This window comes from Paenibacillus rhizolycopersici (assembly GCF_014947195.2).
Classification (GTDB): Bacteria; Bacillota; Bacilli; order Paenibacillales; family Paenibacillaceae; genus Fontibacillus; species Fontibacillus rhizolycopersici.
Map to the genome: position 1 here is coordinate 1 of NZ_JADCNN020000010.1, position 13,830 is coordinate 13,830.

At 50.4% G+C, this 13,830-nt stretch carries 10 protein-coding genes; 1 reads left to right on the forward strand and 9 read right to left on the reverse strand.

The window, feature by feature from the left end; genetic code table 11:
* Positions 1-157: 157 nt before the first annotated feature.
* Together IM700_RS12360 and gyrA are read right to left on the reverse strand one after the other, a co-directional pair.
* Positions 158-1,267: an HD-GYP domain-containing protein gene (locus IM700_RS12360; RefSeq protein WP_193417646.1), complete on the reverse strand. Its 1,110-nt coding sequence runs from the start codon at positions 1,265-1,267 to the stop codon at positions 158-160.
* A 201-nt stretch (positions 1,268-1,468) separates the two neighbouring features.
* Positions 1,469-3,991, reverse strand: coding sequence for a DNA gyrase subunit A (gene gyrA / locus IM700_RS12365; protein ID WP_193417645.1), 2,523 nt, complete (start codon positions 3,989-3,991; stop codon positions 1,469-1,471).
* A 336-nt stretch (positions 3,992-4,327) separates the two neighbouring features.
* On the opposite strand from gyrA, the gene IM700_RS12370 reads away from it, so the two are divergent.
* Positions 4,328-5,119, forward strand: coding sequence for a YheC/YheD family protein (locus IM700_RS12370; RefSeq protein ID WP_239483858.1), 792 nt, complete (start codon positions 4,328-4,330; stop codon positions 5,117-5,119).
* 78 nt (positions 5,120-5,197) lie between these two features.
* On the opposite strand, the gene gyrB is transcribed toward IM700_RS12370, so the two are convergent.
* From gyrB to gntK, 7 genes are all read right to left on the reverse strand, one after another.
* Positions 5,198-7,102: a DNA topoisomerase (ATP-hydrolyzing) subunit B gene (gyrB, locus tag IM700_RS12375; RefSeq protein WP_193417641.1), complete on the reverse strand. Its 1,905-nt coding sequence runs from the start codon at positions 7,100-7,102 to the stop codon at positions 5,198-5,200.
* A gap of 41 nt (positions 7,103-7,143) precedes the next feature.
* Entirely contained in the window at positions 7,144-7,392 is a 249-nt protein-coding gene (gene remB, locus IM700_RS12380) for an extracellular matrix regulator RemB (RefSeq protein ID WP_155604515.1), read from the reverse strand.
* A 16-nt stretch (positions 7,393-7,408) separates the two neighbouring features.
* Positions 7,409-8,521: a DNA replication/repair protein RecF gene (gene recF / locus IM700_RS12385; protein ID WP_193417639.1), complete on the reverse strand. Its 1,113-nt coding sequence runs from the start codon at positions 8,519-8,521 to the stop codon at positions 7,409-7,411.
* 58 nt (positions 8,522-8,579) lie between these two features.
* Entirely contained in the window at positions 8,580-8,804 is a 225-nt protein-coding gene (gene yaaA / locus IM700_RS12390; protein ID WP_155604516.1) for a S4 domain-containing protein YaaA, read from the reverse strand.
* A gap of 31 nt (positions 8,805-8,835) precedes the next feature.
* On the reverse strand, positions 8,836-9,978 hold the full coding sequence (gene dnaN / locus IM700_RS12395; RefSeq protein ID WP_193417637.1) for a DNA polymerase III subunit beta: 1,143 nt from the start codon (positions 9,976-9,978) through the stop codon (positions 8,836-8,838).
* A gap of 352 nt (positions 9,979-10,330) precedes the next feature.
* Positions 10,331-11,677, reverse strand: a complete 1,347-nt coding sequence (dnaA, locus tag IM700_RS12400; RefSeq protein WP_193417635.1) for a chromosomal replication initiator protein DnaA — start codon at positions 11,675-11,677, stop codon at positions 10,331-10,333.
* A 514-nt stretch (positions 11,678-12,191) separates the two neighbouring features.
* Positions 12,192-13,739 (reverse strand): gluconokinase, encoded by a 1,548-nt coding sequence (gene gntK / locus IM700_RS12405; RefSeq protein ID WP_193417633.1) that lies wholly within the window; start codon positions 13,737-13,739, stop codon positions 12,192-12,194.
* Positions 13,740-13,830: the final 91 nt, after the last annotated feature.

Genomic DNA, 13,830 nt, shown 5'->3' on the forward strand with positions numbered 1-13,830 from the left:
ATCGTCTTATCGGCGACAACTTTTATAGTATATCACCCTGTAAGAAATATTGCAAGAGTTTTTTTATCGATCGGTGAATTCTAGTTCATAACTCATCGTCTTACAAATTTCAGCGGGTAAATAATAATATACCCCAAACTACCCCCAAAAATCAACCCTAGGAAAGAACTTCCTCAATATGCAGCTGTCGCTCCACGACCAAATTAACGATTTGACCTTGAACCGATACCATCGGGCGCGTAGGATGATTCCGATCGGAGAATACAATTTCCCCTTCACTCCCGTTGTTTAAGCGCACCCGCGTCCCGTGGTGGAACTGAGTGACCTTATCAACAAAAGTTTGCACAACGCCAGGATCAAGTTTACCGAAAGCCTCAGACCGAATTTCCTCCAGAACCAAATAAGGCGATTTCGCTTTGCGATAACGACGGTTCAACGTCATGGCATGGAAGATATCCGCAACGCTTACGATCTTCGCGTAAATATGAATCTTGTCGCTGGTCAAGTGGAACGGATAACCGGTACCGTCCATCTTCTCGTGGTGCTGCAGCGCGGTCAGCCGCACACCCTCGTTAATCGCTGCCGTTTTGCGTAGCTGTTGATAGCCGTAAGTCGTATGCATCCGCATTTCCTCGGCTTCGTCCGAAGACAGTTGAGTTGGTTTATAGAGGATCGCCGGATCGATTTTCGTATTCCCGATATCGTGAAGCAGTCCAGCAAAAGCCACCTGCATCCAATCCTTCTGAGGCAATCCATGCCATTGCGCCAGCAGATAAGAGGTCAAGGAGGTAAGAATGGCATTATGATACAAATAATCGTATTCGTTCATATTGCGTGGGATAAACGTCAACGCATGATAATGCTTTAGCTGACGCACGAGCGCCTCCAACTGATGACGAAGCTCGTAGATCGGCAATTCTGAGGCGAGCACGGATTGAAAGGCACTTTTCGTCAAGTGCAGCATCCGATCATATTCGCGGTACAACGAGGTTAATGTGCTGATCTCCTCTTGTTTTGCGTTATCTGCCACCGCAGCTGTGCCCGACAAGGCCGTCCTTGGCGATTCCGTGGTTTCTACAGCTCCCTTTCGCTCAGGAACCGCAAAATCTTCTACTTCAACCTGCCGGACCATAAAGGCGCGTAAGATATCCAAATCTCTCGGAAGCAAAACCTTGCCCTTTTGCAGCAAAAGACCGCCCAATGGACTATAAACATGACTCAACAACTTTACTCCCGGTTTGACATCCGCGATTGAGATACTAACCATCCTTTATTCTCTCCTTAGGGTAAGACTAGGGTTCTGAGTCTCTACAATTTTACATATTCTAGGAACAAAGAACTAGAAGCCGCTATTCCCATTATAGTACGTGGTTAAAATAGCTAGCAATCTTTCTTTTTTAGAGGAGAAAAGAAAACAAAAAAAGACCCCTGAAACGGGAGTCTCAGGAGTCCTTATAGTCCTTATAGATTATTCTTCGGCGTTATCCTGTCCGGATTCTGCTTCATTGCCTTCAACCGCTTGATCTTGATCTTCCGAGAGTTCGGCATCCCCGTCTTGATCCTCTTCCTCGCTCTTGTCCGAGCGGCAAACGGTCGCAACAGTATCGTCCTCGCGGATGTTGATCAGCTTCACGCCTTGCGTATTCCGACCCATGGTGGAGATTCCCTCCATGCTCGTGCGGATCAACGTACCGCTCGCGGTAATGATCATCAGGTCCTCGTCATCCTTAACGACCTTGAGTCCGACAACCGTCCCGTTCTTGTCCGTTACATTAATCGTTTTGATCCCTTTCCCGCCGCGGCTTTGCGAGCGGTATTCCGAAACCGGCGTCCGCTTGCCGTAACCTTTGGCAGTAACGATCAACACGTCTTGGTCCGGAATGACCACGTCCATGCCAATAACCGCGTCGTCGTCATCCAACGTGATGCCTTTGACCCCGGTAGCTGCCCGGCCCATCGAGCGTACATCGCTTTCCGGGAACCGGATCGACATGCCTTGAGCTGTACCCATGATGACTTCCTCATTACCGTAGGTCAGCTTCACGTCGATCAACGTATCATCCTCGCGCAGGTTAACCGCGATCAAACCGCCTCTGCGGATATTGATATAGTCTTCGATCGGCGTTTTCTTTACGATGCCATTCTTCGTGGCGAAGAATAAGTACTTATCGTCGTCAAAGCGTTCGACCTCAATTACCGCGTTGACCGTCTCCCCCTGCTCGATCTGGATCAGGTTGATGATTGGCGTCCCCCGCGCGGTACGGCCCAGCTCTGGAATCTCATACGCTTTGAGCCGGTAAGCCTTCCCGCGGTCGGTAAAGAACATCAGATAATGATGGGAGTTCGTTACGAACAGATGCTCCACGAAGTCATTATCCTTGGTGTCCATCCCGACAACGCCCCGTCCGCCCCGCTTCTGGCTACGGTACGTCGTTACCGGCAACCGTTTGATGTAGCCGGTATGCGTGATCGTAATGACCACTTCTTCTTGTGGGATCAAATCCTCGTCAAGAATGCTCTCTTCGCCGATCGTAATTTCCGAACGACGTTCATCAGCAAATCTCTCACGGATTTCCTGCAACTCTTCGCCGATAATCTTGAGCACAAGGTGTTCGTTGGCCAGGATTTCACGATATTCAGCGATCTTCTGCAGCAATTCGTTATATTCGTCTTCGATCTTTTCGCGTTCCAAACCGGTCAAACGGCGGAGTCTCATGTCGAGAATCGCCTGTGCCTGTTCGAAGCTGAGTCCAAAACGAGTCATCAAGCCTTCGCGGGCTTCTTCATCCGATTTGGATCCCCGGATCAAGGCAATAACCTCGTCGATATGATCCAAGGCAATCCGCAAGCCTTCCAGGATATGCGCCCGGGCTTCGGCTTTTTTCAAATCGAATTCCGTACGCCGGCGAACAACCTCCACCTGATGCTTCAGATAATGACTCAGAACGTCCTTCAGCGTCAGAATCTTCGGTTCATTGTTGACGATTGCCAGCATATTAATGCCAAACGTGCTTTGCAGCGCCGTATGCTTGTACAAATTGTTCAGTACGACGTTCGGATTAACGTCCCGGCGAAGCTCGATGACGACGCGCATCCCTGTACGGTCGGACTCGTCGCGCAAGTCGGTGATGCCGTCGATCTTCTTCTCGCGGACCAACTCAGCGATTTTCTCAACCAAACGGGCCTTATTGACCTGATAAGGGAGCTCCTCTACCACGATACGCGCTTTGTTGTTGTGTTCCTCAATCGTGGTCTTGGCTCGCATCGTAATGGAGCCGCGACCTGTCGTATACGCTTGACGGATCCCCGAGCGACCCAGAATATAACCTGCCGTCGGAAAATCCGGACCTTTGATATAATCCATCAATTCCAGCGAACTGATCTCCGGATTCTCGATCAAAGCATGAACTCCGTCGATCACTTCTCCTAAATTGTGCGGCGGAATGTTCGTCGCCATTCCGACCGCAATCCCCGACACCCCGTTGACCAACAGGTTCGGAAAGCGGGAAGGAAGTACGACCGGTTCATGCTCCTCGCCATCGTAGTTCGGCATGAAGTCGATGGTTTCTTTGTTGATATCACGCAGCATTTCCATTGCGATTTTGGATAACCGTGCTTCGGTATACCGCATCGCCGCGGCCATATCACCGTCAACCGAACCGAAGTTGCCATGGCCTTCGACGAGCATATATCTCATCGAGAAATCCTGTGCCATCCGCACCATCGTCTCGTAAACGGCGGAATCCCCGTGGGGGTGATACTTACCGATAACTTCGCCGACGATCCTCGCCGACTTCTTAAACGGTTTGTCCGGATGCATCCCCAAATCGGACATCGCATAGAGAATGCGTCGATGCACCGGTTTCAGACCATCTCGCACATCCGGCAACGCACGGCTGACAATAATGCTCATGGCATAATCCATAAAGGACTCGCGCATTTCCACATTAATGTCCCGATCTATGATTTGAGAGAATTTTTCTTCCGCCATGCTGGACCTCCTTCATAATCTATCCACGTGCCTTCGTATGGGAAAAAGCCCGAAAAACCGCCACTTTCATTATATTACTTTCACAAATCAAGCTCAATTAAACGTGACCGGTCTTAAGTACACGATCCATATAGACAGCAAAAAAATAGGGATGTGTCCACTCCCATCGAATCATACGTTCATACACTACGGATATAGGCATTTTCTTGGAATCGCTGAAAAGCTTATAAAATCCCCATATCTTATAATTATACCATTGTTTTTCTCTTCTGTCCTATGTTTTTCGCACGGATGAGAACGGACCGTACGGCCCGAAAGAAAGGAAGGATAAACGATTTGACGATCCAACGTATCGCAAGCAAGTGGGAGAAAACGAAAGTGATCCGCCAGAAGGAATCCCTTCGTCCATACATTCCGGATACGCGAAAATACTCCTTTGAGCATCTCCGGGATATGCTGGTGGCGTACGGTTATGTCTTCGTCAAACCGGATCACGGCACCTATGGCATCGGCGTCATGAGTATCGAGCTATGGAAAGATGACCTTAACCCGGACAGCCCGCTCCAATATAAGCTCCGGCACGGAATTGAATATGAACTGCATCCAACGTTGGAGGAGCTGCACGCCGCGTTAACCGGGAAGATCGGGACAAAGCCTTACCTGATCCAAAAAGGCATCCATTTGCTCACTTACCGCCGCCGCAGGTTTGATATCCGCGCCCTCGTGCAGCAAACACCGAATAAGACCTGGGAAACCACCGGGTTTATCGGGCGGATTGCCGCACAGCAAAAAGTCATCACCAACTATCATGGGGGCGGCAGCGTCATGTTAATCGAGGATTTGCTAGGGTCCTATTTGACACCCAAGGAATTTACTGAGAAATACAAGGAAATGAAATCGGTTGGCGTACAGGCGGCGGTCCAACTGGCTCGTAAATTCCCCAAACTTAAGGAAATCGGCTTGGATATCGCGATTGACGAGCAGCATCAAATCTGGATTCTTGAAATCAATACGAAGCCGGCCCTATTTCCCTTCAAAATGCTGCATCCGAAAGAGGTGTACCAAAAAATCCGGCGTTACGCCGTCGCTTACGGACGGTTAAAAGGCAAATCTTCCAAAGCGAAATAGGAAAAGGCTGTTCCGACTTAGCCAGGGGAATCCCGGCTAGTTAGAACAGCCTTTTCTATAGGGCGTCTATTAAAATGCTTAGATATCGAGGTTCTTAACGTATTTCGCGTGCTCATGGATGAAATCACGCCGCGGCTCCACGTTGTCGCCCATCAGCGTATCGAAGATCGCATCCGCCTGGATCGCATCGGAAATCGATACCTGCTGCATCGTGCGGCTCTCTGGATCCATCGTTGTTTCCCAGAGCTGTTCAGCGTTCATCTCACCCAGACCTTTGTACCGCTGTACGTTGACTTTAACGCCTTCGCCAAATTCTGCGATGATTTCATCGCGTTCCTTCTCTGAGCCGGCGTAACGAACCACTTTGTTGCGCTCGATTTTGAACAATGGCGGCTGCGCGATGTAGACGTAACCCGCTTCGATGATTTTACGCATGTAGCGGAAGAAGAAGGTCAACAACAGCGTGCGAATATGCGCACCGTCGACGTCGGCATCCGTCATGATGATGATCTTATGATATCGTGCCTTCCCGATATCAAATTCCTCGCCGATCCCGGTGCCGAGCGCCGTAATGATCGCCCGAATCTCAGCATTGCCGAGAATCCGGTCCAGCCGTGCTTTCTCGACGTTCAGAATCTTCCCGCGCAGCGGCAAAATCGCCTGAAAATGGCGATCCCGTCCTTGCTTCGCCGATCCGCCCGCCGAGTCTCCTTCGACGATGTACAGTTCACTGATCGAAGCGTCTTTCGAGGAGCAGTCGGCCAGTTTGCCCGGCAAGGCACTGACTTCAAGCGCGCTCTTGCGCCGCGTCAACTCGCGGGCTTTCCGAGCGGCTTCTCGTGCCCGCGAAGCTTGCAGCGACTTCTCCAAGATCCGCCGGGACACGGAAGGATTCTCATCCATGAACTCCTGCAACTTCTCGGCGAATAGCGATTCTACGATACCCCGTACCTCGCTATTGCCCAGCTTGGTTTTCGTTTGACCTTCGAACTGCGGTTCCGGAATTTTAACGGAAATAATGGCCGTCAAGCCTTCACGGACGTCATCCCCGGTCAAGTTCGAATCATTATCCTTGATCATACCGGTCTTGCGGGCGTAATCATTGATGATCCGGGTCAGTGCGCTCTTAAAGCCGGACTCGTGCGTTCCACCCTCATGCGTATGAATATTGTTCGCGAAAGAATAAATATTTTCCGTATAGCTGTCGTTATATTGCAATGAAACTTCAACCTGGATCATGTCCCGTTGTCCTTCGACGTAAATCGGATCCTCATGAAGGACTTCCCGATTATTGTTCAGGAAACGGACGTATTCCATGATCCCGCCTTCGTAGTGGAAGGAATCACTGTGATCGGTACGTTCATCGGCAATGGTGATATTAATGCCTTTGTTCAAAAAGGCTAATTCCCGAACCCGCGTCAACAACGTATTGTAATCAAAGGTGGTCGTCTCAGTGAAAATTTCCGGATCCGGATAAAATCTCGTCTTCGTTCCCGTTTCGGTCGTATCCCCGATCTCTCGTACATCGTATTGGGGTGCACCGCGATGGTACTCCTGCTGATACACATGACCATCCCGCTTAACTTCGACAATGACCTTAGTGGACAGAGCATTCACGACGGAAACGCCAACCCCGTGCAAGCCCCCGGATACCTTATATCCGCCGCCGCCGAATTTCCCGCCCGCATGAAGCACGGTCATAACGACTTCCAGCGTCGACTTCTGCAGCTTCTCGTTCAAACCAACCGGAATCCCCCGGCCGTTATCGATGACCGTTACGCTGTTATCATGATGAACGATGACGTCGATTTTGTTCGCATAGCCGGCCAGCGCTTCGTCGATACTATTGTCTACGACTTCCCATACCAAGTGATGCAGGCCCCGTGCGCTGGTCGAACCGATGTACATCCCCGGCCGTTTGCGCACCGCTTCCAAACCTTCAAGCACCTGAATATTACTCTCGTCATATGTTTGTTCGTTCATTGACAATGCCTTCACCTACTTCTCTAGAATCAAACTCAAGGCTAAACCGCCAAAATCACGTTCGCTTTCTTCTTCAGCGTTGCGGAGGATATCGGCGAGTAGTAGATCTCCTTCTGGGTCACGACGATCGACTTCGGTTCCTCTTCGCCGATGCGCACCACGTTCTTTACCTCAAGCGCATGGCTGAGGAACTGCTTGGATATTTTTGAAGATTTCTCGATCGTGATATCGAAAATGGCGATCAGCTCAGAAGAGAGAATCACCTTTTCTCCGCCCAAATGAATATACATCCGTTTTCCTCCGTCCTTAGCCTTGGACTTGTCCTTCCTGAACATGAAAAATGCTGGCGTCCTGTAGCCGGCTCGCATTGATGCTTTCGATCCCTGTAGCCGTAATGAACGTCTGCACTTTGCTCTGAAACGTCTCAATCAATTGGGTTTGGCGGTAAGGATCTAATTCCGATAAGACGTCATCCAAAAGAAGGATCGGGTACTCCCCGATTTCCTCGTGGATGAGCTCAATTTCCGCCAGTTTCAAAGATAATGCCGTCGTCCTCTGCTGACCCTGGGAGCCGTAGACCTGCGCCTCATTGCCGTTGATAATAAACGACAAATCATCGCGGTGCGGTCCGCAAAGCGTCATGCCGCGGCGAATTTCCTGATCTTTCATTTGTGATAACTTTATCATAAATTGCCGCAATAGGACAGCTTCATCTTCTTCTTCGGCTTCGCCAAACGAGGGAAGATAAGCCAATTTCAAGGTTTCACCGCCTCCGGTAATCCCCTCGTGAATCTGCTCTGCCCACTTTTGCAGTTTGCTTATAAATTGTTTCCTTTTTTTGATAATTTTAACACCATGTTCGACTAACTGTTCGTTCCAAATGTCTAGCATCGTCGTCATTTCAGGGCCAGCGCCCCAAGCCTGCTTCAACAAATTGTTTCGTTGGATCAGCACCTTCTGATACTGCTGAAGATGATAGAGATAGCTCGGCTGAACCTGACCGATCTCCATGTCAAGGAACCGGCGCCTTACCCCGGGAGTTCCTTTGACGATTTCCAAATCCTCAGGAGCGAACATAACGACATTCATGGCCCCGATAAAATCGCTTAACTTCCGCTGCTCCAAACCGTTCAGCTTCGCTTTCTTGCCTTGCGACGTGAATCGAAGCTCCAGTTGTACCGCACCATACTTCTTCTCTACCTCCGCCGACACCACGGCATGGTCGCTGCCGAATGAAATCAGCTCCTTGTCTTTGCCGGTCCGGTGCGATTTCGTTAGCGCGAGTACGAACAACGCCTCGAGCAAGTTCGTTTTCCCTTGAGCATTCCGCCCAATGATGAGATTAACCGCGCCAAAAGAGTCCAGCGTAAGGGTGCCGTAATTGCGGTAGTTTTGCAGCGATAGTCGATTTACAAACACGTTCTAAGCCCCCTCATCCTCCGCGGGTCTTTGGCTGTCCGGCCCCGGGCAGAGCGCTTCAGGGTGCTTGTTCTCCCGCCACCTGAAAAGATCCGCATCCTTCCACCTCAACGATATCGCCTGGATAGAGCTTCCGGCCGCGACGCTCCTCCGCCTCTCGGTTGACCTTCACAGCACCTTCCTGCAGGATCGCCTTGGCCATCCCTCCGGTGGACACACAATCCGCCAGCTTCAGGAAAGAATCTAGTTTAATATATTCGCTCGAGATGGAAATTATTTTCATTGGCGTTTGCTCCTTTTTTTCTTTGAAACGACTAGTTCGTAGTCCGGTATGGCAGGATCAGATAAAGGCTCTGGCTGTCGTCCACCGGCTTGATAATGATGGGGCTCATGGCACCCGTAAATCCGATGTGCAGCTGTTCGCTTTCTACGACCTTGAGCACATCCAGCATGTATTTCGAGTTAAAGGAAATACGCAGCGGCTCGCCTGTGAACTGAGCCACGTCCAGTTGCTCGGTTACCTTACCGAGCTCGGAGGAGCTGGAGGAAATTTCGATTGTCCCGTCTTCCATCGTTTGCAGGCGAACGATATTCGTCTTCTCCTCGCGGGAAAGCAAATAAGCGCGGTCGATCGAATCGCTTAGCTTCTTGGTATCCAGGACGAGTTCTGTTTTATAAGTGGTCGGAATAATCTTGGAAGTATCCGGATAAGTTCCGTCGAGAATGCGAGTATAGAACAACACGCGATCGATCTTGAATAAGACTTGATTGTCGGCGACGACGATCTCGACGCGTGTATTTTGATCAGGAATGATCTTGCTGAGCTCACTCAAGGTTTTACCGGCTATAACGATATTGCTAAAACGTACGCCATCCGAGTCGTCTAGTCCGGCAATCCGGCTGGCTAAACGGTGACGGTCCGTCGCTACGAATTTAAACTGATTATCCGCCAGGTTCCACAATACCCCAGTCAGAATCGGCGAGGTTTCGTTCGTTGAAATGGAAAAGCCCGTTTGGCGAATCATATTCTTCAACAAATCGCCGGGAATCGAAATGACCTGATTCTCTTCGATGCTAGGCAGTACAGGGAATTCCTCTGGATCAAGTCCTACCATTTGGATATCGGTCGAGCCGGAGCGGATGAAGGTTTGAAACCCATCCTGCACTTCCATTTCGATCTCGGAGGAAGGCAGCTTCTTAATAATTTCAACGAAGAATTTTGCTGGCAGGACAACACTACCAGGACGTTCCACTTGAACGATTTGCTTCTCTTGATCCTCAGCCGGAATAAAGGCCTGGATGGAAATGTCCGTATCGCTGGCGGTCAGGGTCATCCCTTGAAAGTTCACATCCAGCTTGATCCCGGTCAAAATCGGAATCGTTGTCCGGCTCGAAATGGCCTTGGACACGTGTTGGATCGATTCATTGAGATCATGTTTCAAAATACGGATTTTCATAAATTCAACTCCTAAACGTTTTATGAAGCATACGCTTCTATGATTATCATTGCAGTTAAACTCACTTCATCACTTCGGAAGCCCTTGAGTCGTCATATTCATGGCCTCCGAAGCATAACCTAGAGGTATGTACGGTTGAGGCAATCCAAACTCTCTTCCTCTTTGGACTGGACAAGATGGCTTGGAAGAGGTTCCCCGAACCGGTGGCTTGTCCGCCGTTTATGAAGATGTATATATCTTTTAATAGATTAGAAGAAGTAGTAGGGGCACTGAATATGTGGATAACAACCAAATCAATATGAAATGAAGCCTATCCACATGTGAATATCATGTGCATAGGCTTATCCCTTATTCAGGTAGCACTTTTTATTTTTTCGGTAATGTTGTTCACAATTTTGAATAGCTCCTGGTCCGCCTTCAGTTGCTGAGTGATTTTCTCGTGGGCGTGAATGACCGTCGTATGGTCGCGTCCGCCAAATGCGTCGCCGATCTTCGGCAGCGAGAAATCGGTCAGCTCTCGGGCTAGATACATAGCGATTTGCCGCGGAAACGCAATCGCCTTGGTTCGTTTGCGCGCCTTGAAGTCGTCCAGCTTCAAATTGTAGTAATCGCCGACCTTTTGCTGGATGTCCTGAATCGTGATCATCTTCGGACGGCTGGAAGGAATGATATCCTTCAGCGCCTCGGCGGCCAAATGGGTTGTGATGTCTTGATTGATCAAGGAAGAGTAGGCGACGACGCGGATGAGCGCGCCTTCCAGCTCGCGGATGTTGGTATCGATCTGATTCGCGATGTACATCATCGCTTCATTCGGAATATCGAGGTTTTCCGCTTTGGCTTTCTTCCGCAAAATCGCGATCCGGGTCTCGAGATCCGGCGGTTGGATATCGGTGATCAGTCCCCATTCGAACCGGGAGCGGAGCCGCTCCTCAAGCGTTGGAATCTCTTTCGGCGGTCGGTCGCTGGAGATAATAATTTGCTTGCGCTCCTCATGCAGCGCGTTAAACGTATGGAAGAACTCCTCCTGGGTTGATTCCTTGCCGGCGAGAAATTGAATGTCGTCGATCAGCAAAATATCGATGTTGCGGTATTTGTTGCGGAAGCTTTCCGCGCGGTTGTCCCGGATGGAGTTGATGAATTCATTCGTAAATTTCTCGGAGGAGATGTATACGACTTTACTGCTGGGGCTGTGTTCCAAAATGTAATGTCCAATCGCATGCATCAGATGCGTCTTGCCCAGTCCCACACCACCATAGAGGAACAGTGGATTGTACGCCCGCGCCGGCGCCTCGGCAACCGCCAGGGAGGCGGCATGGGCAAACCGGTTGCCCGATCCGATAACGAAAGTGTCGAACGTATACTTCGGATTAAGCATATGGGAAACGCTTTCCTCGCTTGGGACGGGAGCGGGAGGTTCCTTGTAAACCTGAGCTTGCTCGGGCGGGGCCGACTCCTCAATCACGAAGGAGACGTCGACCTGCTTGCCGATCACCTCAAGAACGGTGGTGGCCACCAGCTTGGTATAGCGGCTCTCCAGCCATTCCACTGCGAACGTGGTCGGAGCGGAGATCACGATCGTTTGATCGGTCAAGGAGACCACCTTGGTTGCTTTAAACCAGGTGTCAAAGCTAGGTTTACTCAATTTCGTATTAATGATGGATAAGATATGTTGCCATATTTCCGAAGTATGGCTGTCCACAGACTGTCACTCCTTTTAAATCTTCCAATTGTGGCTTAAGCCATGCAGAAAGAGGTCGAAAAAACATAAATAAAGGGGAATTTTATCCCCAGTGTTAAGTAAAGTATAATCATTTTAAAACGATAAAATTTCGAATTGTTCACAATGTTATCCACAGCCTGTTAATAAATCAGCGGATAAACTTAGATATTCACAACGAAAACAATATAATCATAGCAAAAGAAGGCCTGTTTTTCAATGAGCTGTCTGCTTTTATCCACAAATTCAATAACTTGTGCATAATTATCATGCACACCACTACATATTGTTTATAATTTGTTTAAAATTCGACAGGGAGTCCCAAAATCTCAAAAAAAATATTCACAGGTTATTACAAGAAAGCTCGAACTACCGAATTTGATGTGTATAAATCAACCGGCAGGGATAGACAGTTAGCTTCGTTCTTCTTGGTAAAAATAAAAATCCGACCAACCCTTACGGGTGGTCGGATTTTTATCATCTATCATCGAGTGAATTATTGTTCGGATTGTTGCTGCTGGAACTTGGCGATCGCCTCGTAATCTTCCTCCAGCTTGCGCGAAATGCGAATATAGATCGGCAGCAGCTGTTTATAAATTGCTGCATGTTCCGGATTTGGCGTATGCTGATGGGTGCCACCTACCATTTCTTTGACGACTTCGAAGGAGTCGATTTCCCCTAATGCATACAAGCCGAGCACTACTGCGCCCAAGCAGGAGCTCTCATAGCTCTCCGGGATAACGACCTGTTGGTCGAAAATATCAGCCATCATTTGGCGCCACAGTGGGGAGCGGGCAAAGCCGCCCGTCGCTTGGATTTTCTGCGGCCGTCCGATTTGTTCTTCCATCGCCAGAAGTACCGTATAGAGGTTGTAAATCACGCCTTCCAGCACGGCCCGGATCATGTGTTCCTTCTGATGGCGCAGCGTCAGCCCGAAGAAGGATCCACGCGCATGCGGATTCCACAGCGGTGCCCGTTCGCCGGCCAGGTACGGGTGGAAGAGCAGCCCGTCCGCGCCCGGACGGACGCGCTCGCCGATCTTGGTCAGCACGTCGTACGGGCTGATCCCCAGCCGTTTCGCCGTCTCTACCTCGGAAGCGGCGAATTCGTCCCGCACCCAGCGGAAAATCACGCCGCCGTTGTTGACCGGCCCCCCGATTACCCAGTGCTTATCCGTCAGCGCGTAGCAGAAGATTCGGCCCTTGGGATCGGTCCTTGGGCGGTCGACAACGGTGCGGATCGCCCCGCTGGTACCGATCGTGACGGCGACGACGCCGGGGTCGATTGCATCGACCCCGAGATTGGACAGAACGCCGTCGCTGGCACCTATGACGAAGCGAGTGGAGGGGGCGAGTGCCATGGCGCTGGCGTAACTTGGCGCCAGGCCTTGCAGGATGTGCGTCGTCGGCACGAGCTTCGACAGCTGATCCGGCGTGATGCCGGCCAGCCGCAGCGCTTCTTCGTCCCAATCCAGCCGCTCCAGATTCAGGAGGCCGGTCGCTGAGGCGATCGAATAGTCGACGATGTACTCCCCGAACAGCTTCAGGAAGATGTATTCCTTAATGGAGACGAACTTGCGGGCTTGTGCGAACAGTTCCGGCCGTTCATGACGCAGCCATAGCAGCTTGGTCAGCGGGGACATCGGGTGAATCGGCGTGCCGGTGCGCAGATAAATTTCGTGACCGCCCAGCTCGTTCTTCAGCTTCTCCGACCAGTCCGCACTGCGGTTGTCCGCCCAGGTGAGACAACGCATCAGCGGTTTGCCCTCGACATCCAACGGGATTACGCTATGCATCGCTGAGCTGAAGGAGATGAAGCCAATCCGTTCAGGAGCAATCCCGCTCGTATTCATGACTTGACTCACCACCGCGATCACCGCGGCAAAAATCTCCTCGGGATCCTGCTCCGCCACCGCAGCGGAGGGCGTGTATAGCGGATATTCTTCATTGGCCGTGGCGATCACTTGGCCGCTGCGTTCATATAACACGGCTTTCGTGCTGGTCGTGCCGATATCCAGGCCAATCATATGCGTCAAAGAACCCATACCCTACCTTCTTTCCACGTCAATTCTTCTTATTTTCATTGTAATGAGTTTTGCCTCGAAAAATAAAGCTCAGCCCGAGGAGGTCAAATCC